The sequence below is a fragment of the Campylobacter sp. BCW_6466 genome (assembly GCF_001762835.1).
Lineage (GTDB): Bacteria > Campylobacterota > Campylobacteria > Campylobacterales > Campylobacteraceae > Campylobacter_D > Campylobacter_D jejuni.
The window spans coordinates 15,322-37,717 of the sequence record NZ_MJXO01000031.1 but is presented as its reverse complement, the minus strand read 5'-3'; the positions used below and the strand labels follow the sequence as shown (position 1 = coordinate 37,717).

Annotated in this window: 24 protein-coding genes and 2 pseudogenes; 15 read left to right on the top strand and 11 right to left on the bottom strand. The window is 29.6% G+C overall.

Annotated features, from left to right (window positions below):
• Position 1: 1 nt before the first annotated feature.
• Positions 2 to 208, bottom strand: coding sequence for a membrane protein (locus AJ887_RS03125; RefSeq protein ID WP_002853356.1), 207 nt, complete (start codon positions 206 to 208; stop codon positions 2 to 4).
• Between the two features lie 233 nt (positions 209 to 441).
• Here AJ887_RS03125 and AJ887_RS03115 point away from each other — a divergent pair, with 233 nt between their 5' ends.
• Positions 442 to 1,662, top strand: a complete 1,221-nt coding sequence (locus tag AJ887_RS03115) for a CynX/NimT family MFS transporter (protein WP_070284801.1) — start codon at positions 442 to 444, stop codon at positions 1,660 to 1,662.
• 1 nt (position 1,663) lies between these two features.
• On the top strand, positions 1,664 to 2,815 hold the full coding sequence (locus AJ887_RS03110; RefSeq protein WP_044779510.1) for a M20 aminoacylase family protein: 1,152 nt from the start codon (positions 1,664 to 1,666) through the stop codon (positions 2,813 to 2,815).
• 3 nt (positions 2,816 to 2,818) lie between these two features.
• On the opposite strand, the gene AJ887_RS03105 is transcribed toward AJ887_RS03110, so the two are convergent.
• A complete protein-coding gene (locus AJ887_RS03105; RefSeq protein WP_004305720.1) occupies positions 2,819 to 3,559 on the bottom strand; it encodes a YaaA family protein in 741 nt (246 codons plus the stop codon).
• Between the two features lie 90 nt (positions 3,560 to 3,649).
• A complete protein-coding gene (jlpA, locus tag AJ887_RS03100) occupies positions 3,650 to 4,768 on the bottom strand; it encodes a lipoprotein adhesin JlpA (protein ID WP_070284800.1) in 1,119 nt (372 codons plus the stop codon).
• A gap of 220 nt (positions 4,769 to 4,988) precedes the next feature.
• Between jlpA and AJ887_RS03095 the strand changes: the two genes are divergently transcribed.
• Positions 4,989 to 5,828: a cysteine ABC transporter substrate-binding protein gene (locus tag AJ887_RS03095; RefSeq protein WP_044779506.1), complete on the top strand. Its 840-nt coding sequence runs from the start codon at positions 4,989 to 4,991 to the stop codon at positions 5,826 to 5,828.
• A 40-nt stretch (positions 5,829 to 5,868) separates the two neighbouring features.
• Entirely contained in the window at positions 5,869 to 7,116 is a 1,248-nt protein-coding gene (locus tag AJ887_RS03090; protein ID WP_070284799.1) for an MFS transporter, read from the top strand.
• Here AJ887_RS03090 and AJ887_RS03085 read toward each other — a convergent pair.
• Positions 7,099 to 8,367 carry a M20/M25/M40 family metallo-hydrolase gene (locus AJ887_RS03085; protein ID WP_070210832.1) on the bottom strand — a complete coding sequence of 423 codons (1,269 nt, stop codon included), beginning with the start codon at positions 8,365 to 8,367 and terminating at the stop codon, positions 7,099 to 7,101. The two genes, AJ887_RS03090 and AJ887_RS03085, sit on opposite strands and share 18 nt — an antisense overlap.
• Positions 8,368 to 8,434: 67 nt before the next feature.
• Between AJ887_RS03085 and AJ887_RS03080 the strand changes: the two genes are divergently transcribed.
• Both AJ887_RS03080 and AJ887_RS03075 read left to right on the top strand, forming a co-directional pair.
• Positions 8,435 to 8,962, top strand: a complete 528-nt coding sequence (locus tag AJ887_RS03080; RefSeq protein WP_002861717.1) for a thermonuclease family protein — start codon at positions 8,435 to 8,437, stop codon at positions 8,960 to 8,962.
• Positions 8,963 to 8,970: 8 nt separating this feature from the next.
• Positions 8,971 to 9,144, top strand: coding sequence for a hypothetical protein (locus AJ887_RS03075; protein ID WP_002861716.1), 174 nt, complete (start codon positions 8,971 to 8,973; stop codon positions 9,142 to 9,144).
• On the opposite strand, the gene AJ887_RS03070 is transcribed toward AJ887_RS03075, so the two are convergent.
• The 4 genes and pseudogenes from AJ887_RS03070 to AJ887_RS10360 form a co-directional block, all read right to left on the bottom strand.
• On the bottom strand, positions 9,145 to 9,723 hold the full coding sequence (locus AJ887_RS03070) for a hypothetical protein (protein WP_002861715.1): 579 nt from the start codon (positions 9,721 to 9,723) through the stop codon (positions 9,145 to 9,147).
• 71 nt (positions 9,724 to 9,794) lie between these two features.
• Entirely contained in the window at positions 9,795 to 10,685 is an 891-nt protein-coding gene (gene cmoB / locus AJ887_RS03065) for a tRNA 5-methoxyuridine(34)/uridine 5-oxyacetic acid(34) synthase CmoB (protein ID WP_074497658.1), read from the bottom strand.
• Positions 10,686 to 10,758: 73 nt separating this feature from the next.
• Positions 10,759 to 11,258, bottom strand: a pseudogene (locus AJ887_RS03060) (ShlB/FhaC/HecB family hemolysin secretion/activation protein); the annotation flags it as partial.
• Between the two features lie 10 nt (positions 11,259 to 11,268).
• Positions 11,269 to 11,799 (bottom strand): annotated as a pseudogene (locus AJ887_RS10360) (hypothetical protein); the annotation flags it as partial.
• A 343-nt stretch (positions 11,800 to 12,142) separates the two neighbouring features.
• Between AJ887_RS10360 and AJ887_RS03050 the strand changes: the two are divergent.
• The gene (locus AJ887_RS03050) at positions 12,143 to 12,517 is read left to right on the top strand and encodes a YbgC/FadM family acyl-CoA thioesterase (protein WP_002871461.1); all 375 of its coding nucleotides are present in this window, start codon (positions 12,143 to 12,145) and stop codon (positions 12,515 to 12,517) included.
• Here AJ887_RS03050 and AJ887_RS03045 read toward each other — a convergent pair.
• From AJ887_RS03045 to AJ887_RS03035, 3 genes are read right to left on the bottom strand one after another with little or no spacing between them, the layout of a single operon-like run.
• Entirely contained in the window at positions 12,509 to 13,699 is a 1,191-nt protein-coding gene (locus AJ887_RS03045) for a hypothetical protein (protein WP_002881670.1), read from the bottom strand. The two genes, AJ887_RS03050 and AJ887_RS03045, sit on opposite strands and share 9 nt — an antisense overlap.
• Complete coding sequence (locus AJ887_RS10170; RefSeq protein WP_002881669.1) at positions 13,696 to 14,304, bottom strand: uracil-DNA glycosylase family protein; 609 nt, start codon at positions 14,302 to 14,304, stop codon at positions 13,696 to 13,698. Before AJ887_RS10170 ends, AJ887_RS03045 begins: the two co-directional genes overlap by 4 nt.
• Entirely contained in the window at positions 14,301 to 14,780 is a 480-nt protein-coding gene (locus AJ887_RS03035) for a GNAT family N-acetyltransferase (RefSeq protein ID WP_002881667.1), read from the bottom strand. Before AJ887_RS03035 ends, AJ887_RS10170 begins: the two co-directional genes overlap by 4 nt.
• Positions 14,781 to 14,910: 130 nt before the next feature.
• Between AJ887_RS03035 and rpmH the strand changes: the two genes are divergently transcribed.
• Genes rpmH through AJ887_RS02995 form a run of 8 tightly spaced genes read left to right on the top strand, consistent with a single transcriptional unit; the run spans position 14,911 to position 22,396 of the window.
• Positions 14,911 to 15,045, top strand: coding sequence for a 50S ribosomal protein L34 (rpmH, locus tag AJ887_RS03030; RefSeq protein ID WP_002776864.1), 135 nt, complete (start codon positions 14,911 to 14,913; stop codon positions 15,043 to 15,045).
• Positions 15,042 to 15,368: a ribonuclease P protein component gene (gene rnpA, locus AJ887_RS03025; protein ID WP_002881666.1), complete on the top strand. Its 327-nt coding sequence runs from the start codon at positions 15,042 to 15,044 to the stop codon at positions 15,366 to 15,368. The genes rpmH and rnpA overlap by 4 nt, the downstream gene beginning before the upstream one ends.
• Positions 15,365 to 15,706, top strand: a complete 342-nt coding sequence (gene yidD, locus AJ887_RS03020; RefSeq protein WP_002861708.1) for a membrane protein insertion efficiency factor YidD — start codon at positions 15,365 to 15,367, stop codon at positions 15,704 to 15,706. Before rnpA ends, yidD begins: the two co-directional genes overlap by 4 nt.
• Complete coding sequence (gene yidC, locus AJ887_RS03015) at positions 15,703 to 17,289, top strand: membrane protein insertase YidC (RefSeq protein ID WP_070247938.1); 1,587 nt, start codon at positions 15,703 to 15,705, stop codon at positions 17,287 to 17,289. Before yidD ends, yidC begins: the two co-directional genes overlap by 4 nt.
• Before the next feature lie 3 nt (positions 17,290 to 17,292).
• On the top strand, positions 17,293 to 18,111 hold the full coding sequence (locus AJ887_RS03010; protein ID WP_070284797.1) for a Jag N-terminal domain-containing protein: 819 nt from the start codon (positions 17,293 to 17,295) through the stop codon (positions 18,109 to 18,111).
• A complete protein-coding gene (gene mnmE / locus AJ887_RS03005; protein WP_044779495.1) occupies positions 18,104 to 19,432 on the top strand; it encodes a tRNA uridine-5-carboxymethylaminomethyl(34) synthesis GTPase MnmE in 1,329 nt (442 codons plus the stop codon). The genes AJ887_RS03010 and mnmE overlap by 8 nt, the downstream gene beginning before the upstream one ends.
• Before the next feature lie 10 nt (positions 19,433 to 19,442).
• A complete protein-coding gene (purL, locus tag AJ887_RS03000; protein WP_070274723.1) occupies positions 19,443 to 21,629 on the top strand; it encodes a phosphoribosylformylglycinamidine synthase subunit PurL in 2,187 nt (728 codons plus the stop codon).
• Complete coding sequence (locus AJ887_RS02995) at positions 21,626 to 22,396, top strand: DnaJ domain-containing protein (protein ID WP_044779493.1); 771 nt, start codon at positions 21,626 to 21,628, stop codon at positions 22,394 to 22,396. Before purL ends, AJ887_RS02995 begins: the two co-directional genes overlap by 4 nt.

Below are 22,396 nucleotides of genomic sequence, written 5' to 3'. Positions count from 1 at the left end.
TTTATTTTATTATATTTTCTATATTAGAGCGATTTTTTTCAATTAAAGAGCGATTTTTTTGAGTTGTTTCTTTAAGATCGGCTATATCTTCTTTCATGTTTTGTATGTTTTGGTTGAGTAATTTTATCTTTTTTTCATAGCGAGTAACGATGATAAAGACTACAAATAAAAATATAATAATCAAAAAAATAAATGCTAAAAATTCCATATTTTTCCTTTTTAAAACTAGATTTTGAAATATATCATTTAAATACTTCAAAAAACTTTTACGGGTTTTTTATTTTGTATTTTAGTTTTTTATCTTTAAACTTATATATAAATTTTCAAAAAGTAACAAAAAAAATATATAAAAAAATAATTAAATTAAAGAAATAATTAAAGATAATAAATATCTTATTTTTTTATGTTATATTTTAATAAATATCTAAAAAGGATTTTAATATGGAAAAATCACTTTTATTTCATTTTAGACGCATTGGGGTTGAATTTATCATTTTTAGTGTTTATGCTGTTTTTAGTATCTCTTGGGCAGCAACAGGGTCTTTAATGCCCTTGATTTCAAATGATCTTGCCCTAAATACTCAGCAAGCTACTTTAATCACTAGTATGATAGTAGTTGCGAAAATTTTTGGTGCTTCATTTACTGCTTTTTTGGTTTATAAATTCGGATTAAAAAAGGGATATTTTTTAGGCTGTATTTTAATGAGTTCGGGTATATTTTTAAGTTTTGTAGATAGTTATAGCGGTATTTTGATTATAAGATTTTTAACAGGGCTTGGTTCAGCTTGTGCTTTAGTTTGCTTAGTGCCTATTGCACAACAATGGTTTGAAAAAAAAGCTTTACATTTTGTAATTAGTTTTAATATAACTTCAAATTTAGTAGGCATTACCCTAGGACTTGTTTTAGCTGAAAGTATCTCAAATTATTTTGGAAATTGGAGAGATTCTTTATCATTTTATGCTTGGATTAATTTGATTTTATTGATTTTGTGGCTTTTTGTAGGTAAAGATGAGAATAAAAAAGAAGAAAAAAAGAATAATGCAAAAGATCTTATTTATGCTCTAAAATCTCGTGTTACTTGGGGTATGATTATTTTTTACATAGGGCCTATTTTATTTTTAAATTCTCTTTTTACTTTTTTACCAACTTTTTATGCGCAATATGCGGGTTTTAGTAAAGAATTAGCTGATTTTGCTAAAAAAGAAATTCCAGCCTTGGTTAATTTTGCTATTATTTTTGGTCCTTATCTTGGATTATTTTTTAAAAGAAAAAATATTTCTTTTAAAATAATGCTATTGTCTGGAGGAGCGTGTATTTTTATATGCGGATTTTGTATGTTGTTTTTACAAAATTTAGTATTGATGCAGATTTTTGCTGTGTTATCAGGCATTTTTTATTCTATGTGGTTTCCATTTTTCTTTAATCTACCTTCAGAATTAAAAAATTCTAATCCAAATCAAACTGCTTATATTATGAGTGCTTTTTGGAGTATTACCTTTGTTATACTATCATTTAACCTATGGGTAGTATCTTGGAGTGTTGATAAAACCCATAGTTTTACTTTGGGTTTTGTTTATATTTTTGCTTTGATTTTTATTTCAGCGATCTTAGCACAATTTGTTTTACCTAGAAGAGAAAATTTTATACAAGGAGAAAAATAGAATGAATTTAATTCCAGAAATACTAGACTTACAAGGCGAATTTGAAAAAATTCGTCATCAAATTCATGAAAATCCTGAGCTTGGTTTTGATGAATTATGTACTGCAAAATTAGTGGCGCAAAAATTAAAAGAATTTGGTTATGAGGTTTATGAAGAAATAGGAAAAACAGGTGTTGTGGGGGTTTTAAAAAAGGGAAATAACGATAAAAAAATAGGACTTCGTGCAGATATGGATGCTTTGCCTTTACAAGAATGCACAAATTTGCCTTATAAAAGCAAAAAAGAAAATGTAATGCATGCTTGCGGTCATGATGGACATACTACTTCTTTATTGCTTGCTGCAAAGTATTTAGCAAATCAGAATTTTAATGGCACTCTAAATCTTTATTTTCAACCTGCTGAAGAGGGTTTGGGTGGTGCTAAGGCAATGATAGAAGATGGATTGTTTGAAAAATTTGATAGTGATTATGTTTTTGGATGGCACAATATGCCTTTTGGTAGCGATAAGAAATTTTATCTTAAAAAAGGTGCGATGATGGCTTCTTCGGATAGTTATAGCATTGAAGTTATTGGAAGAGGTGGTCATGGAAGTGCTCCAGAAAAGGCAAAAGATCCTATTTATGCTGCTTCTTTACTTGTGGTGGCTTTGCAAAGTATAGTATCTCGCAATGTTGATCCTCAAAATTCAGCAGTTATAAGCATAGGAGCTTTTAATGCAGGGCATGCTTTTAATATCATTCCAGATATTGCAACGATTAAAATGAGTGTTAGAGCATTAGATAATGAAACTAGAAAACTAACTGAAGAAAAAATTTATAAAATTTGTAAAGGTATTGCACAGGCTAATGATATAGAGATTAAAATCAATAAAAATGTTGTTGCACCAGTGACTATGAACAACGATGAAGCTGTGGATTTTGCTAGTGAGGTTGCAAAAGAATTATTTGGCGAAAAAAATTGTGAATTTAATCATCGTCCTTTAATGGCAAGTGAGGATTTTGGATTTTTTTGCGAAATGAAAAAATGTGCCTATGCTTTTTTAGAAAATGAAAACGACATTTATTTACATAATTCTAGTTATGTTTTTAATGATAAGCTTTTAGCTAGGGCTGCAAGTTATTATGCGAAGCTAGCTTTAAAATACTTAAAATAAAAACTAATCTAGAATTTCAAGCACAATTTCTTCCTTTAAACCTTTGATTTGAATTTCTTTGAGTTTTAGGTTTGAAGGAAGGTTTGCCAAAAGCTCTTTATTGTTTTTTACTTGGTTTTTTGCACTTATGGAGAGTAAAATTCCCCTATAAGCTTTAGCAAAATGACTGATGACTTTACCATTTTTTACAAATTTATAGGTATAAAATTTCTTTTTTGGGGTGTAGAATTTATCATAAAATCCTGCTCTAAGGTCAAGTATTTCTTTATTTTCTAAGTATTCATCTAAGGCTTTACTAAAATGTTCTTTATAAAATTTCTCTATGGCAAAATTTCCTATTTTAGCCCCTTGCTTGAATTTATAAAAGGGTAGGGTATCATTAGCTCTTACAACGCCAAAAAGATTAGAAAATATAAGAGTATTTTCTAAAATATAAGCTTGACTTTTTTTATCTAAAGCTTTAAAATTAAGATATTCATAACTTACCCCAGTATAAAGCAATATAGCTTCTTGAGTGGGAGCTTGTTTTAAATTGTGTTTAAATTTATCAATTTCATTTTCATTTTTAATGCCAAAAAGTTCTTGTAAATTCTGTAAACTTGCGTTTTTGATAAATTCTTCATAATGCTTTAAAGCTTTTATTCTATAAGGAAATAATTCTTTAAATATAAATGAGTTTTCATTGATAGGATTTTTTACGCAATTTTCATTTTTGCTTTCACTAGGGGAGAATAAAATTTTCATTTTAGCCTTTTTTGTTAATGTTATGAAACATTAAGAGCAAAGAATTTAATCTTGCTTTTAATGTTTTTGAAGTTTTTATCATTTTAAAATTTAAAACGACGCTCCGCCCATTAACATAGAAAACATGATAAATGGAAGTATAATTTTTAACGCTTCTGTGGCGTCTTGATTGTTGATGCTTAGTTTTTCTATGCTGTCGATTCCTTGTGTGCTATAGTCACTAACAGGGATGTTTTTAAATTTTAAATCAAGATTGAGTTTATAATCATCATTTTGAGTGATATTGTTTAAAATAGCTAAAGCTTTATCAAAGATTAATGCTTGTTCTTCATTTTGACTTTGAGCTTTTAAGGTTTGTAAATTTTCCTTAGCAGTTGCTATATAGCTACTAAATACGCCTTCGGTTTTAAGAGTTGAATCAATTTTAAAATTATTTAAGATGATGTATTTTTGGATTGTATTGCTAAAATCTGAAGCTTGTTCGTAGTTTGCTATATTAAGAAGTTCATTGATAGCTTGTTCATCCATAGCTAAAGTTTGAGTGTTAAATTTTACACCCTTAGAATCAAGGTAATTAAGTAGATCTTCTTTTAGATTTATATTTAGATTTGTATTGAAATTTAATTTTGCGTTATAAAATTTTATATTAAGATTATCTAGATAATTGTTTTCTTGTTTGTTTATGGAGTTATCAAATGATAAAGTATAAGAATCCGAGCTTAATTTATTGATAAAAGAGCTGATTTTTGGATCTTGTTGAAATAAGCTTGCATTGATGTCACTAACAACTTTTTCTCCAAGTTTAAAATCTTCAAAAACCAAATTTGATTGTATGCTTTTTTGGTTTTTAAAAAGATCGTTGTAATATTCTTTAATGTTAATTGATGTATTTGCTTCGCCTTTGTAAATTTCATTTGAGCGAATTTTGATATTTTTTGCTTGAAATAGTTCTTGATACTCATCGTTGTTATCTTTTGCAAGAGTTTTGAAATTTGAACTTAAACACGCTATAAAATCACCATCTGCATTGCATTTAAAATCAGAAAATTCAATCTTTATTCCAGAATCCTGAGAAAGGTTTGCAATTTCTTGTTTAACTGTTTGATTTAGTTGATTTTCATATTTTTTAACTGTTTTTTCATCTATGGAATTTCCGCAAGCTGAAAACAAAACAGCTATTCCAATAGAGAGAAAAATACCTTTTTTCATAGTTTTCTCCTTAAAAATTTTAAAACAAAGATTATATCTTTTTTTACTTAAAATTTAAACAATGCTAAAAGAGAGTGTGAGATTAATTACATTTTTACACATAGGAAAATCTTTTTAGTTTGTTTCAAATGCATTATTTATAATTTTAAGTATAATTAACTTTGCAATTATTATATATTTTTGCAATAGCTTTAAGCTTATTTTTAAAGAAAGGAAATGTATGAAAAAAATACTTCTAAGTGTTTTAACGGCCTTTGTTGCAGTAGTATTGGCTGCTTGTGGAGGAAATTCTGACTCTAAAACTTTAAATTCTCTTGATAAGATCAAGCAAAATGGAGTTATTAGGATTGGGGTATTTGGCGATAAACCACCTTTTGGTTATGTGGATGAAAAAGGAAACAATCAAGGCTATGATATAGCTTTAGCTAAACGCATAGCAAAAGAACTTTTTGGCGATGAAAATAAGGTGCAATTTGTTCTTGTTGAAGCTGCAAATAGGGTTGAGTTTTTAAAATCAAATAAAGTAGATATTATTTTGGCTAATTTTACTCAAACTCCAGAAAGATCTGAACAGGTTGATTTTTGCTTGCCTTATATGAAGGTAGCTTTAGGCGTAGCTGTGCCAAAGGATAGTAATATAACTAGCGTAGAAGATTTAAAAGATAAAACTTTACTTTTAAACAAAGGCACAACAGCGGATGCGTATTTTACGCAAAATTATCCTAATATTAAAACTTTAAAATACGATCAAAATACCGAAACTTTTGCCGCTTTGATGGATAAAAGAGGCGATGCTTTAAGTCATGATAATACCTTGCTTTTTGCTTGGGTGAAAGATCATCCTGATTTTAAAATGGCTATCAAAGAGTTAGGCAACAAAGATGTTATCGCACCAGCAGTTAAAAAAGGTGATAAAGAACTTAAAGAATTTATCGATAACTTGATCATTAAACTAGGCCAAGAGCAGTTTTTTCACAAGGCTTATGATGAAACTTTAAAAGCTCATTTTGGAGATGATGTTAAGGCTGATGATGTAGTGATTGAAGGTGGAAAAATTTAACAAAGGGCTTTTTGCCCTTTATATTGATTTAGGATAAAATATGCAAAAAAAATACAAAAATATTATTTATGCTTCTTTGGGTGGAATTTTGGAATTTTATGATTTTGTGCTTTTTGCCTTTTTTTTGGATATTTTTGCTAAGGTATTCTTTCCGCAAAATGATGCTTTTTGGATACAGATAAATGCTTATATAGCCTTTGGTGCTGCTTATTTAGCGCGTCCTTTTGGTTCTATTGTGATGGCACATTTTGCTGATAGATATGGAAGAAAGAATATTTTTTATATTTCTATGCTTTTGATGGTTTTGCCTAGTTTTGCTTTAGCTTTTTTGCCAAGTTATGAAAGTATAGGTATATTTGCTACTTTGATTTTATTTACTATTCGTATTTTGCAAGGTTTAGCCGTTGGAACTGAGGTGAGCGGAGCTTGGATTTATGTGAGCGAATTTGTCAAAGGGCGTCAAATTCCTTTAGCTCTTGGTTTTATTTCAGCGACTTTAACCATAGGTTTATTGCTAGGAAATATTGCCACTTTAGGCATAAGATCTTATTTTACCCCAGAAGAAGTTCAAAGCTATGCTTGGAGAATTCCTTTTATCATAGGAGGATTTTTTGGAATTTTAGCTTTGTTTTTAAGAAATAAACTCAGTGAAACTCCAGAATTTGTAAAAGTTCAAAATGAAAAGAAAATTTTAAGTTTTCCATTGTTTGAAGCTTTAAAAACTCATAAAATGAGCATGCTTGTTTGTTTTTTAATGACCATGGTTTTAACAAGCGGTGTGGCAACTTTAATGATTTTGCCTAAGTATTTTGAAAGTCTTTTAGCTATGAGTAAAACTTCTGCTTTATGGGTACAAAATTTTGCTATTTTAGCGGTGATTTTTGGAGCTTTATTTCAAGGTTTTTTAGCAAGCAAATGGGGAAGCTATAGGATTTGTTCTATTTTTAGTATAGCTTTTATTATCTTTGGTATGCTTTTTAGTTTTTATGATGAGAAATTTTTATTTTATTTTTTACTGGCTTGTTTTACACAAGGTATTATCACTTTCGCACCTGTTTTTATGACACAAATTTTTAAAAGCGAACTTAAATTTAGTGGGCTTAGTTTTGCTTATAATATTTCTTATGCGATTTTAGGTTTTTTAACCCCTTTTGTAGTTAATGCTTTTTATAAAGAGTATTTAGGTATTTATCTTGCTATAGTCGGATCTTGCTCCTTATTTTGCGTGTTTTTGTTAAAACGCGTTTTTGCAAGAAGCAAGATTAAAGAATTAAGCATTGTCTTTTAAAACTTCAAAAACAACCTTAGATATTTTTTCAACTGAAGCGATTTCGCAATGCTCATCAGTTGAATGAGGATTATGGATATTTGGACCTATAGAAGCGCATAAAAGCTCTTGTTTTTTCTCTATAATGCCACACTCAAGCCCTGCATGGATAGCTGAAACTTTGGCATTAGGCGATACTTTTTTAAGCGCTTTAAAAACCATGTCGCTAAGTGCGTTTGGTTTGCCTTCCCAAGGTGGATAGAAATTAAAACTTCTTACTTTAAAATCAAAAGCCTTGAAAAATTCTAAAGTTTCAAATTCTACTTGCTTAAGTCCATCAAGTATATTAGATCTTGCAAAAAGTGCGAATTTGATTTGTTTATCTTGCATTCTTAAAGTAGCTAGGTTAATGCTTGTTTGAACTATACCTAGATTTTCATCATAAGCTCTAACTCCATGAGTAAAAGAATTTATAAGGCTTAAAAGTTTGTTACTTTGATCGCAAATTTCAAATTCGCCTTCTTCTTTAAAATCGCATTTTATCCAGTTATTGCTCTTTACTTCATTTTTAAAATGCACTAAAGCTTTAGCGTGTTTAGGTATAGAATTGATTCTTTCTCCACCTTCAAAAGAAATGATTTCTCCTTTATTTTCTTGTATGAATTTAGCCATTTCTTTGATGGAGCTTTTTTCGTTGCGTACGATATTTATGCCTGAGTGTCCACCTTTAAAATTTTGCGCGCAAAGCTCATAAATTTTACCCTTTTTTCTAAGGGTATTAAAAGGCAAGCTAGCTTCTATATCTACTCCACCTGCACAGCCTATCATGATCTCATCATCGCTTTCATGATCTAAATTTAAAAGCATTTTAGATTCTAAAGTGTGCTCGAGTGAATTCACTCCCATGAGTCCTACTTCTTCATCGTTTGTAAAAAGACACTCTAAATTTTCAAATTCAGCCATAGCACTCATCATGATGGCTATACCTATACCATTATCCGCGCCAAGACTTGAATTTTTGGCTCTTAAAAAGCCATTTTCTTCATAAACTTCTAAGTTTGGTGCATCGCCCATACAGACCATATCATAATGGCTTTGTAAGCAAATTTTTGGTTTGCCTTTTATGGCACGGATATTTCCTGCTTTATCTACACTCACTTTAAAGCCTTTATCTTTAGCATAAGAGCTTAAAAATTCTTTCATTTGTTCTGTTTCATAACTGCAATGAGGAATTTTACATAATTGTTTAAAATTTTCTATAACATTTTGCATTTTATCTCCTTTGTTTTGATAAAATTATGGCATATTTTTTAAAATTTAAAGGCAAAATGATTAAAAAATGAGAATAAATTATAAAAAATTATTTAATTTAAGAAAATTACTAAGTGATCCAAAAAAACTTTTTTCTGTATTAATTTTTACTCTTGTAGTTGTTTTTATCCAGAATTATATTGCCCAAAATTCTAGTTTTGAAGGAAAAGTAGTTAGAATTATTGATGGAGATACTATAGAAGTTAATCATGAAAACAAACTCGCTAGAATAAGATTTTTTGGTATAGATGCACCAGAACTTAAACAAAGTTTTGGAAAGCAATCAAAAGAAGCTTTAAGTAGAATTTTAAGCGGTAAACAAGTTGAAATTATTTATAAAAATAAAGATACTTATGGTAGAATTGTTGCTATTGTAAAGCTTAATAATGTTGATATTAATCGATTTTTAGTAAGCAAAGGCTATGCTTGGGCTGATACTTACTATAGTAACGCTTATATTAAAGAACAAGAAAATGCTAAGAAAAATCATTTAGGTCTTTGGAAAGAGGGTAATCCTATAGAGCCTTATAAATGGAGAAAACACAATAAATTCTAAGGAAAAACATGAAAAAATATATTTTAATGATACTATTAGTTTTAGGAATTTCTGGATGTTTTGTAAATGAAAGAGGAATTTCAAATCGTTTTTATGATGATTGCAAAGAATATTATGATGGAAGTGGAACTTATCATAAGGATTGCCCAAAGAATTGGGTGGATATTAAAATGACTCCTTGATTATTTTCCACCCACAGAGGTCATTAATGCAGCTGCTACGGCTTCTGGATTGTTGATTTTGGCACCTTGTTCTTGATTTTCTGTAGGTTTAACAGTATTAAGTGGCGGACGCTTGAGTTTAAATATATGCTCATCAGTGCTAACAACTTGTATCGTTCCTTCAAACATTTTAATTTCTTTAACATGCCCGACCACTTTTACATCTCTTTTTTTGGAGGTTTCGTCAAAAAGTGCATGAGCTTCAAGTTCTAAAACATCGCCTAATTTAAGCGGAGCATAAAAAAAACATTTTGATCCAATAATCACTGAAAATTCTTTATTGATAGAGGCTTGTGCTACATAGTTTGCCGCAGCGAAAATAAAGGCATCAAAAATCAATCCTTGATCATCTGCTACCATTTCGCTTGTGGTTATTAAAATTGATTTGGCATAGTTTTTATCAATTTCTATAATGGTTCCAGCAAGCGAAGTGTTTAATTCAGGACAAGTGAGTAATTCTGCTCTAACACGAGATATATCTTCTGCAGATGCGTATTCTTCAAGTTGTGCATATTCTTCAAAATTATCTTTTTTTGCCATATCTAACCTTTAAATTCTACTTATCTACTTCAAAATATCTAAAGCCTAGATCGACAAAAAGCAAAAAGAATTTATATCCCAATACGCACATAAACTCTTTTGGGTGCTTCATAGCCTTCAATGGTAAGATTTTTATCCTTTGGATCTAAGAAATTTTCCAGCGAAAAAGAGTCTATCCATTCTGTTTTTCTTTGTTCGTTTTCATCGGTTTTTTTTGTAGCCAAAACTTCAAATTCTTTAAATCCTGCTCTTTCACACCAGTTTTTTAATGCACTAATGCTTGGTATAAAATAAATATTTGGAATTTTAGAATAAGTTTTATTAGGCACAAGAGCGATTTCTCTCTCATCTTCTATATACATGGTATCTAAAAAAACAACTCCATTTTTATTAAGTCCTGCTTTTAAATCTTTTAGCATTTTTATAGGATCACTTCTATGATAAATCACCCCAAGACAGAAAATCACATCAAATTTCAAGCCATAGCTTGGAAGATCTTCTACGCCTAAAAGTTCGTATTCTATAGGAGTTTTAGCTAAAGCGTTAATGAGTTCAAATTGCAAACGGTATTTGATAGAAGGATCAAAACCTATGAGTTTTGCAGGATTAAATTCAAGCATTTTAAACATATAATAACCATTATTACAGCCTATATCAGCAACGCATTTTTGAGAAATTTCGTTCATAAAAGGCTTTAAAATATTAAATTTAATAAAACTTTGCCATTCTGTATCGATGAAAAGATCGTCTATTTTAAAAGGACCTTTTCTCCATGGTTTAAGTTCTTTTGTTATAGCTAGGATTTCATCTTTGGCTTGAGAATTTGTAGATAAATTTACACTATCATCTAAAGAAAAATTACAAGCAAGATTGAGAGCTTTAAGTTCTTGAATTTTAGCGTATAAAGGGTGATTTAGAAATTGTTTTTCGAGTAAATTTTCTTGCATTTTTATCCTTGATATTTGCTTTTAATGCTAAATTATAACATTAAAAGCTTTTATGGCAATATAAATCTCATATGTATTAAATATTTGATCAAAAATAAATTTTTAAAAACTCAAAATACTTCCCAAAACTCACATAAGCTTTAGAACTATAATCATCATTTTTATAAAGCTTTAGCTAAATCAAGCTTAACATAAAAATTTCCTGTTTTATTATAAAGCAGTTGCAAATCACAGGCATTCATATAGTTTGTTTCACTTGCTCTATATAGTTTAGAAACATTCTCACACCAAGAATAACCTATATCATAAAAAGGAGTGATATAAAAATCTTTCAAAGGAGTAGCCATTCTAAGTCCAAAGCTAGCCACTACAGCATTATCTCTATCTTCATTATTATAAACCCTTACTCCATAAGGACCTACTAAAGATATAGTTTTACTATTATCTAGTATAAATAGATTCATTAATAACTTGTTGATAATTTAAGCTAAAAAGATGAGTAAAGGTATCATTAAAGAAATAAGCATTGTTAAGATTGACATTAAGTTTAGCAAAATTTTCAAATTCTACTCCATCTACTTTGCTTGTTTCTATACCTCATTAAGAAATTCATGCGTTGATTGCTTTTAGAACTGCTAAGATTTTTATATGAGTATCTTTAGGTTTAAGATAAAAAACTGAACTAAGTTCTCCTTGTTCTAATATAAGTTTATTATAACTTGCATTAGCATAATCGGTTTTTGCTATGATTAAAAAAGGAAGTGCTCTAACTGTTTTTATTACTATGATTAGCTGTATTGACACTATTAAAAGAAAGAACTTTATCTTCTCTCATATCAGAAGTAAGTAAATAATGTTTAAAATTTAAATCGTTTATATTTATAATATTTACTTTAGTATTGTTATAAATTAAAGTAATATTGTTAATATCATGTTTAGAACTCTTAGAATAATAATTTATACCTTGGGGTTTTTATAAGTAGAATTGGTTTTATCATAAAGTTTGTTATCATTAAAATAATGCTCTGGAATATTGAAATTTCGATTGTCTGTAGTATTTGCTTGAGTGACTAAAAGCATTGATGCTTAAGAAGGTAACAATAGAAAGTTTAAAACAAAATTTCTCTATACCCCTCCCCGTGAAGTTAAAAAGCTTAATGGCTGGCATAGATATCCTTAAATATTGATTATTATATTTTAACTATTTAACAATATCTGTAAATATTATTAAAAGGAAGCGTAATTATAATATTCTTAAGTATATTAATTATAAATAAAATATTTAAATAATATTAATAATAAAAAAGTTATTTTTTAATTTTATTTTTTATAATATATTTAATATTATTAAAAAGCTTTATTAAATTAATATTGGACGGAATTTTTTAATATAAGCTAAAAAGCGATATCAAAGAATTTCCGTTGTATAATCTAATGTTTTTTAAATGTAAAATATTTTTTAAGGTAAAGCGATGAAAATGCGTGTGTATTATGAAGATACTGATGCGGGTGGAGTGGTGTATCATAGTAATTATTTAAAATTTTGTGAGAGAGCAAGAAGTGAAATTTTTTTCAATAAAAAAGTAGATATTTTTGATGCGTCTAAGGGACATTTTTTGCTTGCAAAAGCAAATTGCAATTTCTTAAAACCTGCAAAACTTGGAGATATAATAGAGATTAAAACAAAAATTTTAGAAGTCAAAAATGCTTCTGTGGAAATTTCACAAGAAATTTATAAAGATGAAATTTTGCTTTTTAAAATGGAATTAACTTTAGCTTTTATTAAAAACGAAAAACCAGCTAGAATGGATATGCAGTTAAAAAAGCTCTTTGAAGAATTATTTTAATTCTTCAAAGCTTGCTTGTTTGCCTTGCATAAGACGCACTTTGTAATCAACTTGAGAATTTTTGATTTTCTCATCAAATAAACTTTCACTTTTTTTATTTAAGAATTCGGTATAAAAGTAATCAACTCCTATACTAGTGGCATAAGCAATCCAGTTATAATCTATACTTTGATTAAAAATTTCATTAAGATAGATTAAGTTATCATCGTGGTTATTGATAGAATTAGCAATGATGAAATTTTCTCTATCTCCTTGTTGTGTTAAACTTAAAAATGTTGGATTATAGTTGATTTGAGTGGATAAAAGCACATAAGGATGAATGTTATAAATTCTTAGTTGAGAACTTGCTAGAGCTGTTTTGATCAATGGAGTGTTAAAAAATATTGAGGCATTATTAACTCCGCCTTGTGATCTTAAAAGTCTGCTAAAATCAAGCTTCTCGCCTTCTATGGTATATATTCTAGCATTATTATTTTGAGCAAGAATTCTTGAATTTAGATTGCTTGATAAGGCAGAGCCATCGCTAAATATTGCGATATTAGCATTTGATTTGCTTAAAAGTGTGGCAATTTGAGCATCATAGTCAATACTTCCAAAAATAATATTTTGATTTGAAAATTGTATGTTGTTTTTATGGATGGTCGGTATAAAAATTTTCATATTTCCTGAGTAATTTTTCAACTCATTGGCACCTTTTAGAGTAAATCCAGCTATGGCATACTGATATCCTTGAGCTTGTGCTGCATCAAGCGCGGCTCGAATTTTATCACTATCTTCTGTGCCAGTTAAAAAAACTTTTACTTTGATTTCAGCTCTTTGTCTTAAAAGATAGGCTATGCTTGAATTTATTATAGTATTTGAGTAGCTTTTTATGGTTTTTTCTGGGATAATTATCGCAAGTTTAACAGAAGTAATTTTTTGAACATTTTTTTCAAAATCAGTAATGGAATTTAATAATTTTGCATAAACATTAGATAAAAATTGATCGTTTTGGTCTGCAAATTCACTTAAAAAACTGAGATACAATCTTGATTCTAAAAGATCAAAAAGACAATTTGTGTTGCATTCTTGAACGCTTAATTTAGGATAAAAATTTTCAACAGGTTTTACATCGACTAATTTTTGCTCTTTTGCATTAAGCAAAAAGCAAGATAAGAAAAATATTAAAAATATTTTTTTCATAAAAATCCTTTAATTTTTTTTAAATCTTGTATGAAATTTTTTTCATAACTTGGATTTTTTTCTATAAAATCTAAATCATAACTTGGCATTATGAAAAAATTTTTATAAGCAAAAACTTCACCTTTTAAAATGTGATAATCTTTAAATCCCAAGCTTTTAAATGTGTATTCTCCTAGACAAAGCAAAAAAGCAGGTTGAATCAGTTTTAGTTCGTTCCAGAAAAATGGTAAGCAAGATTGTAGCGAAAAATCATCAAATTTTCCATTACAAAAACATTTAAATAAATAAGAAAAATAAAAATCTTCATCGCAAAGCCCTAAAATTTGATAAATATAGTGTTTTAATTTTTTACCTTTTTTTGAATTAAGTAAAATTCCGCTTTCATTTTCACTCTTTTGCCCAAAAACATCAAGAATTAGCAATTTGGCATTTTTTATCTTAGGCTCCATAAGACTAAATTTTCTTGTTTTGGAAAATTGGCATAAGGTGCAAGATGAAACAAGTTGTTTTAATTCTTGAAAATTTTGTACTTGTTCAAAGTGGTTTGTATGTGTATCAACAAAGTTAAATCCCATAGCTTTTAAATAATAAAGACTTCTTATCATAAATCACACAATTTTTCTAAATTTTCTCCACTTAGACGATAATTTCTCCATTGTTTAAGATGTTTAGCGTTTAAACTTTCATAAAAATTAATACCTAAAATATTATCATTTAAGCAAACCCAGTCGAGTCTTTTTAAATTTTCTTTTTTGCAAATTTCTCCTAAAAATTTAAAAACAGCTTTTCCATAACCTTTTTTACGAAAATCTTCTCGTATATAAATATCTTCAAGATAAATTCCACCGCTACCCCAAAAAGATGAAAAAGTATAAAAATAAATCATATAGCCTATAGTTTTTTCATTTTCTTTTAACAAAAAAGCACGAGCAAATTTATTTTTTAGTAAAGAATGTTTTAGTTTTTCTTTCGTGCATTGAAGAAAATCTAACATATCTTCGTATTTTGCAAATTCTATGATCATTTCTTGTAAAATATCTAAATCTTCTTGTCTTAAATCAATAATTTTAAATTCTGACATTTTTAACCTTTTAAAAATAATTTCAAAATTTATCAAAAGAATTTAAAAATTACTCTTAATCAAAAGCAATTTATAAGTAAGATTAAGATAAAATACAAGTTTATTTTATAATTTTTTAAGGAAAAATCAAATGAAAAGAACTTATCAGCCGCATGGCACTCCAAGAAAACGCACTCATGGTTTCCGTGTTCGTATGAAAACTAAAAATGGTCGCAAGGTGATCAATGCAAGACGCGCTAAAGGTAGAAAAAGACTTGCTGTGTGAAAAATTTTGATAAATTTAGCACAAACAAGGAATTTTCATCTGTATATAAAGTAGGTAAAAAATGGCATTGCGAAGGTGTGATCATTTTTTATCTGAATAGTTATGAAAAAAAAATAGCAGTTGTTGCTAGTAAAAAAGTTGGAAAAGCAGTGGTTAGAAATCGTTCAAAACGAATTTTAAGGGCTTTGTTTGCTAAGTTTGAAAGATATCTTCAAGATGGCAAATATATTTTTGTAGCTAAAAATGAAATCACTGAACTTTCTTTTTCTAGGTTAGAAAAAAATCTAAAATGGGGATTGAAAAAACTAGAATGTTTCAAATGATATGCCTAAAAATACTCCGTTTTTATCAGAAATTCTTAAGCCCTTTAAAACCCGCTGCTTGTAGGTATTATCCTAATTGTTCTGAGTATGCACTTTGGCAGTTTCAAAAAAAGAATTTTTTTCTAGCTTTTTTTTCTACTTTTTTTAGAATTTTAAGATGTAACCCTTTTTTTAAAGGGGGATTTGATTATCCTAGAGTTTCTAAAAATTTTTATCCTATGAATTTATGTTTTAAGCCTATATTTTTAGCAAAAAAACAACTTTGTTTTTTATACATACCTTATAAAAATAAAAGTTTTTATCTTATAAAAATCATCTTTAAAAGGACAAATCAGTGAATAATTCAAATAATATTTTTCAGCAAAAGCGTATACTTTTGGCTGTTGTGATTTCTTTTTTATTTTTTGTTGTTTATGATTATTTTTTCATTCCAAAGCAACCTTTAAAAATAGAACAAAACATTACACAACAAAATCAACAAAACACAAGCATAAATAACACTCCTAATATACAAAATACCACCACAAATACTCCAAGTGCGGCTTTAGTTTCGCAAGATAGTGTGATATCTAAGGTTCAAAGCAAACATTTTGAAGCACAAATTGACTCTTTTGGTAGAATTTCTGCTTTTTATTTAAAAGATAAAAAATACCAAAATGAGAAAGGGGAATTTATAAATCTTGTTAGCAAGGAAAATAGTCCTTATCCTTTAGAAATGCGTTTTAGTGATCCAAGTATTAACTCAGAGGCTTTTAAATTTCCTTATATTGCTAACTCTAGCAATCTTTTTGTTGATGAAAATGGAAGTCAAGTTTTAAAACTCACTCAAAATCTTTCCGGATTGAAAATCGAAAAAGATATTACTTTTTATCCAAAAGGAAATTATGAGATAGAAGTTAAACTCAGCAAAAATGCAAATTATTTTATAAGTCCAGGATATCGTCCAAATATTGCCGTAGATAGTTATACGGTTCATGGTGCTTTGGTAATGGATAATAAAGAAACCATCGAAACTTATAAAGATGGAGATGTAGAGAAGGATGAAAGTGCTAATAATGTCGTAATGACTTCGGCTTTTGATAGATACTATGCAACTTTCTTTTATAATTTTGATAAACCTTTAAATGTGGCAATCAGCAAGGATGCTAATAAAAACCCTATAGTTTTTGCTTATAGTGATAATGAATTTAAAGCAGGGGGTTATATAGGTTCTAAAGAACATGTGATTTTAAGAAGTATAGATCCACGCCTTGAAGCAGTTGTTGAATATGGTTGGTTTACTTTTATTGCTAAGCCTATGTTTGAGTTTTTGAATTTCTTACATCAGTATATAGGAAATTGGGGTTGGGCTATCGTTGCGATGACTTTAATTGTGCGTATTATTTTATTCCCACTAACTTATAAATCTATGATTTCTATGAATAAACTTAAAGATCTTGCTCCTAAAATGAAAGATATTAGAGAGCGTTATAAAGGCGATCCACAAAAAATGAATATGCACATGATGGAGCTTTATAAAAAACATGGTGCAAATCCTATGAGTGGTTGTTTGCCTATACTTTTACAAATTCCTATTTTCTTTGCTATTTATCGCGTTTTGCTTAATGCTATTGAGCTAAAAGCAGCTCCTTGGGCGTTTTGGATACATGATTTATCGGTAATGGATCCTTATTTTATTTTGCCTATTTTAATGGGTGCAACGATGTTTTTACAACAACTTATCACACCTATGACTATACAAGATCCTATGCAAGCTAAGATTATGAAATTTTTACCAGTGATTTTTACTTTTTTCTTTATCACTTTCCCAGCAGGACTTACGCTTTATTGGTTTGCAAATAACCTTTGTTCTTTGGTTCAACAATGGGTTATCAATAAAATATTTGCTAAAGAACATCACAAAAAAACAAGTGGAGCATGAAAAATGAAAATCGAAGCCATTGATCTTCAAAGTGCCTTAACAGAAGCTTCAAGAAGTTTAGAATGTTCTGTGATGGACTTAGAATATGAGATTATTCAGCATCCAAGAAAAGGTTTTTTTGGATTTGGAAGAAAAAAGGCAATTATAGAGGCTAAAGCAAAAAAAAGGATTTTGAAAAAAAATCCTAAAAAAGAATTTACAAGTTCAAAAAATCACAAACCAGAAACACATGAGCCAAAACAAGAAAACAAGATTGAAATAAAAAATGAAAAAAATAAAAATCAAAAAGAAAAATACACAGTAAAAAGTGATGAAATTTTTGATAGTTTTCATCGAGAAAGCAAAGGAGTGCGTAATACTCAGGATATTTTAGATGAGATTCGTATTCAGCTTGTAAAACTTTTAGAAAGCTCCCAGTTTAAAATAGAGCTTAGTGAACTTAGAATGTATGATGAAGATTGTGTTTTGATTCGATTGGATGGGGAAGATGCTGCTTTGATGATAGGCAAAGAAGCACATCGTTATAAGGCTATTTCTTATCTTTTGCACAATTGGATCAATTTAAAATATAATCTTTTAGTGCGCCTTGAGATCGCTCAATTTTTAGAAAATCAAATTCAAGGTATGCAGCTTTATTTACAAAGCGTGATTGAAAAAATTAAAATTCATGGACGCGGACAAACCAAACCTTTAGATGGGGTTTTGATAAAAATCGCTTTAGAGCAGTTAAGAGCTGAATTTCCAGATAAGTATGTAGGAATTAAGCAAAATAATGATCAAAGATTTGTTGTAATAAACGACTTTTTCAAAAAAGATGAGTGATACTATAGCGGCTATTGCCACAGCTCATGGTGTGGGTTCGATTTCTATTGTAAGATTAAGCGGTGAAAGGGCTTTAGAATTTGCCTTAAAGCTTAGCCACAAAACCAAACTCACCCCCCGCCATGCTACTTTTACAAAACTTTTTAATCAAAATAATGAAATTATCGATGAAGCTATAATGATATATTTTAAAGCCCCTTATAGTTTTACAGGGGAAGATATAGTAGAGTTTCAAACTCATGGAGGATTTAGTGTGAGTGAAGCTTTACTCGAAGAACTTGTGAGTTTAGGAGCAAGACTTGCTTTAGCAGGGGAATTTAGCAAAAGAGCGTGTTTAAATGGTAAAATGACTCCTTTAAAAGCTTTAAATATACAAGATCTCATACTTTCAAAATCTGCACTTGCAGCTAAAATTATAGCACGCAACATGCAAGGAAACTTAGGAGAACTTTTAGAAAAAATTCGCACAGATTTGGTTAAAACCTTGGCTTTTGTAGAAACTAGCATTGATTATGCTGATGATGATTTACCTTCTGATTTATTAGAACAAATTTCTACTATGTGTGAAGAAAATTCTAAAATTTTAAAAGAAATTTATACACTTTCCCAAAGTAAAAAAGGACTTATAGAAGGTTTTAAAATCGCTATTGTAGGTAAGCCAAATGTAGGCAAATCTTCGCTTTTAAATGCCTTGCTTTCTTATGAAAGAGCTATTGTTTCAGATATAGCAGGCACCACTCGTGATACTATAGAAGAGAGCTTTAAATTAGGAACGCATTTATTACGCATTATAGATACAGCGGGTATTAGAGAAAGTAAAGATACTATAGAACAAATCGGCGTAGCTTTAAGTAAAAAAAGTTTAGAAGATGCAGATATTATTTTGGCAGTCTTTGATGCTTCAAGAGTGCGAGATAAAGAAGATGAGAAAATTTTTGACTTATTAGCAAATACTGATAAAAAAATCTTTTGGATTTTAAATAAAAGTGATTTAGAAAATGTTTTCAAAAATACTCAAAATAAAAATTTTATCAAGCTTAGTGCTCAAAAAGACATCACTTTGTTAAAAGAAGAATTGCAAAATTATCTTAATTCTTTTGATAGCGAAGGTATTATGGTAAGTTCTTTAGATCTTATTAATGCTTGTAAAATTTCAAGCGAAGCGATTTTTAGAGCTAAAGGACTTTTAGAGGAAAGTTCTTTAGAACTTTTTGCTTTTGAACTTAATTTAGCTATTAATGAACTTGCAAGATTTACCAAAGATTTTCAAAGAGATGAAATTTTAGACGAAATGTTTGGTAATTTTTGTTTAGGAAAATGAAAGGATAAAAATGGATAAAGGAACCATAAAAGCACATAAAATCAGCGATGAAGAATATGCACAAATTTTAGAAATTTTAGGACGAGAACCAAATCTGTTAGAACTTGGGGTTATTTCTGCGATGTGGAGTGAGCATTGCTCTTATAAATCCAGCAAAAAATATCTTAATGGTTTTCCAACTAAAGCACCTTGGGTGATTCAAGGCCCAGGAGAAAACGCAGGGGTTATTGATATCGGGCAAGGTATGGCAGCAGTTTTTAAAGTAGAAAGTCACAATCATCCTAGCTTTATAGAACCTTTTGCGGGTGCGGCTACAGGAGTAGGGGGAATTTTACGTGATGTTTTTACTATGGGCGCAAGAGTGGTTGCGGGGCTAAATTCTTTAAAATTTGGCGATATTTATGATGAAAAATGCGGTAAACATCAAAAATACCTTGTTAAAGGTGTAGTAAATGGAATTTCTCATTATGGAAATTGCATGGGTGTGCCAACTATAGGTGGAGAATGTGCTTTTGATGAGTGTTTTAATGGAAATATCTTAGTTAATGCCTTTGCTTTAGGGGTTTGCAAAAGTGAAGATATCTTTTATGCTAAGGCTGAAGGTGTAGGAAATCCTGTGATTTATGTGGGTTCAAAAACAGGGCGTGATGGACTTGGTGGAGCGGTTATGGCAAGTGATAGTTTCAATGAAGAAAGCAAATCTTTGCGTCCTACAGTGCAAATTGGCGATCCTTTCAGTGAAAAACTTCTTATGGAGGCTTGTTTAGAGCTTTTTAAAACCGATTATATTGTGGGTATTCAAGATATGGGTGCTGCAGGGCTTACTTCAAGTTCTTTTGAAATGGCAGGAAGAAGTGGCAGTGGCATGAAACTTTACCTAGATAAAACTCCTATGCGTGAAAGCGGTATGACTCCTTATGAGTTAATGCTTAGCGAGTCTCAAGAAAGAATGCTTATTTGTGCAAAAAAAGGCTATGAAGATAAGGTTATAGAAATTTTCAAAAAATGGGATTTAGATGCTGTGGTTATGGGTGAAGTTACCAATACAGGAAAAATGGAGCTTTTTTGGCATGATGAGCTTGTAGGGCTTATTCCTATCGAGCCTTTAAGTGAAAAAGCGCCGATTTTAAGTCGTCCTATAAGTGAGCCAAAATATTTAAGTGAAATTAAAGACTATAAATTTGAGCTAAAATCAAGTATTCAAGAGCTTTTTATACAAATGCTTCAAAATGAAAATATTAATAATAAAGCTTTTATTTATGATCAATTTGATTCAAGCGTGCAAACCAATACCATAAAAGCTGATGGAAGATTAGGTGCTAGTGTTATTCGTATCAAAGAAAATGGTGTAAGTGTGGCTATGGCTGTAGAATGTAACTCACGCTTAAATTATGTAAATCCTAAAATAGGAGCAGCTTTAGCAGTAGCTTCTGCAGGAAGAAAGGTTGCTTGCACAGGAGCTAAGCCTTTGGCAATAAGCGATTGTTTAAATTATGGAAATCCGCAAAATCCTGAAGTGATGTGGCAATTCGCACAAGGTTGCGAAGGTATTAAAGAAGCTTGTAAAGAGTTAAATACCCCAGTAGTAAGCGGCAATGTTTCGCTTTATAATGAAACCAATGGTGTAAGTATTTATCCAAGTCCTACTATAGTAAGCGTAGGGGTTTTAGAAGATGCAAATAAAACCTTAAAAGCTAGTTTTGAAAAAGAAAATTTAAGCGTTTATCTTTTGGGTAAAAGTTTAGGAGAATTTGGTGGATCTATGGTAATGAAAATCCAAGATAAAAAAGTATCAGGAAGCCTTAAAGAGCTTGATTATAAAGCTGAACTTGCACTTTGGAATTTGCTTTATAAAGCCAATCAAAATTCTTTACTTGAGTGTGCCAATAGCGTAGGAATAGGGGGTATTGCTATGACTTTGGCAAAAATGTTTGCTATTTCTAGTGTGGGTGCAAATTTAACAAGTGGTTTTGATGATGAAAAAATGATTTTTGATGAGAGTGCAAGTCGTGCTATAGTAGGGCTTAGCAAAGAAAATGAAGAAGCTTTTTTAAATTTAGCCAAAGAATTTGGAGTAAAAGCTTATAAATTAGGTGTGAGTACAAGCCAAAAATATTTTAAACTTGATAGCATTGAGTTAAGCAAGGCTGAACTTGATAAGTTTTATTTTGAAAGTTTTAAAGAGCAAATCCAATGACTTTAGTTTTAATTATACTCGTTGTTTTGGTGTTTTACTGGTATTATAAAACTTGGGGAAAACAGGATTTTTTAAACTCAGCCACAAGAGGAGCCAAAGGCTTTGCTAAGGGTTTTGCTCGTGGAGTTATGGAAGAAAGAATGGATGAGTTTAAAAGGCGTATGAATTACTATGTTATCGCACTTTTGGCAAAAATTGCAAAAAGCGATGGCAGAGTAAGTGAAAATGAAGCTGAAATGATCAAAGATCTTTTAGATGCAAATGCTAAAGATGAAAAAGAAAGAGCTTTTTTAAAAGCAAGTTTTAATGAACATAAAGAAAATTTAAGCGATGCTTTTTATGTGGCAAAAGATTTTTTAAAAGAAGTACCTTTACCTAAAAATGAGCGTTTTAATGTCTTGCGTGTGCTTGTTTTTATGGCTTTAATCGATGCAGATTTTAATGCTAAAAAGCGTGAAATTTTAGAGCAAATCGCTAAAGCCTTTGATATAGCAAAAAGCGAACTAGACGCTTTTATAGCAAGTCTTTCAAATTTAAAAAGTGCTAAAAAAGAATTAAGTCTTGATGAAGCTTTTGCTATTTTAGAACTTCCAAATAATGCGGATTTAAATGCAGTAAAAAAACAATACCGCAATTTAGCAAAAAAATATCATCCTGACATTTTAAACGCAAACAATGTCAGCGAAGAAGAACTTAAGATCGGTATAGAGAAATTTCAAAAAATCAATGAAGCTTACGAAAAAGTTAAAAAACATTTAGAAAGGTAA

Bases quoted from the DNA above. Each gene is read 5' to 3' on its own strand.
- AJ887_RS03125 (WP_002853356.1), bottom strand. From the start codon at position 208: ATGGAATTTTTAGCATTTATTTTTTTGATTATTATATTTTTATTTGTA.
- AJ887_RS03115 (WP_070284801.1), top strand. From the start codon at position 442: ATGGAAAAATCACTTTTATTTCATTTTAGACGCATTGGGGTTGAATTT.
- AJ887_RS03110 (WP_044779510.1), top strand. From the start codon at position 1,664: ATGAATTTAATTCCAGAAATACTAGACTTACAAGGCGAATTTGAAAAA.
- AJ887_RS03105 (WP_004305720.1), bottom strand. From the start codon at position 3,559: ATGAAAATTTTATTCTCCCCTAGTGAAAGCAAAAATGAAAATTGCGTA.
- jlpA (WP_070284800.1), bottom strand. From the start codon at position 4,768: ATGAAAAAAGGTATTTTTCTCTCTATTGGAATAGCTGTTTTGTTTTCA.
- AJ887_RS03095 (WP_044779506.1), top strand. From the start codon at position 4,989: ATGAAAAAAATACTTCTAAGTGTTTTAACGGCCTTTGTTGCAGTAGTA.
- AJ887_RS03090 (WP_070284799.1), top strand. From the start codon at position 5,869: ATGCAAAAAAAATACAAAAATATTATTTATGCTTCTTTGGGTGGAATT.
- AJ887_RS03085 (WP_070210832.1), bottom strand. From the start codon at position 8,367: ATGCAAAATGTTATAGAAAATTTTAAACAATTATGTAAAATTCCTCAT.
- AJ887_RS03080 (WP_002861717.1), top strand. From the start codon at position 8,435: ATGAGAATAAATTATAAAAAATTATTTAATTTAAGAAAATTACTAAGT.
- AJ887_RS03075 (WP_002861716.1), top strand. From the start codon at position 8,971: ATGAAAAAATATATTTTAATGATACTATTAGTTTTAGGAATTTCTGGA.
- AJ887_RS03070 (WP_002861715.1), bottom strand. From the start codon at position 9,723: ATGGCAAAAAAAGATAATTTTGAAGAATATGCACAACTTGAAGAATAC.
- AJ887_RS03050 (WP_002871461.1), top strand. From the start codon at position 12,143: ATGAAAATGCGTGTGTATTATGAAGATACTGATGCGGGTGGAGTGGTG.
- AJ887_RS03045 (WP_002881670.1), bottom strand. From the start codon at position 13,699: ATGAAAAAAATATTTTTAATATTTTTCTTATCTTGCTTTTTGCTTAAT.
- AJ887_RS10170 (WP_002881669.1), bottom strand. From the start codon at position 14,304: ATGATAAGAAGTCTTTATTATTTAAAAGCTATGGGATTTAACTTTGTT.
- AJ887_RS03035 (WP_002881667.1), bottom strand. From the start codon at position 14,780: ATGTCAGAATTTAAAATTATTGATTTAAGACAAGAAGATTTAGATATT.
- rpmH (WP_002776864.1), top strand. From the start codon at position 14,911: ATGAAAAGAACTTATCAGCCGCATGGCACTCCAAGAAAACGCACTCAT.
- yidD (WP_002861708.1), top strand. From the start codon at position 15,365: ATGATATGCCTAAAAATACTCCGTTTTTATCAGAAATTCTTAAGCCCT.
- AJ887_RS03010 (WP_070284797.1), top strand. From the start codon at position 17,293: ATGAAAATCGAAGCCATTGATCTTCAAAGTGCCTTAACAGAAGCTTCA.
- mnmE (WP_044779495.1), top strand. From the start codon at position 18,104: ATGAGTGATACTATAGCGGCTATTGCCACAGCTCATGGTGTGGGTTCG.
- purL (WP_070274723.1), top strand. From the start codon at position 19,443: ATGGATAAAGGAACCATAAAAGCACATAAAATCAGCGATGAAGAATAT.
- AJ887_RS02995 (WP_044779493.1), top strand. From the start codon at position 21,626: ATGACTTTAGTTTTAATTATACTCGTTGTTTTGGTGTTTTACTGGTAT.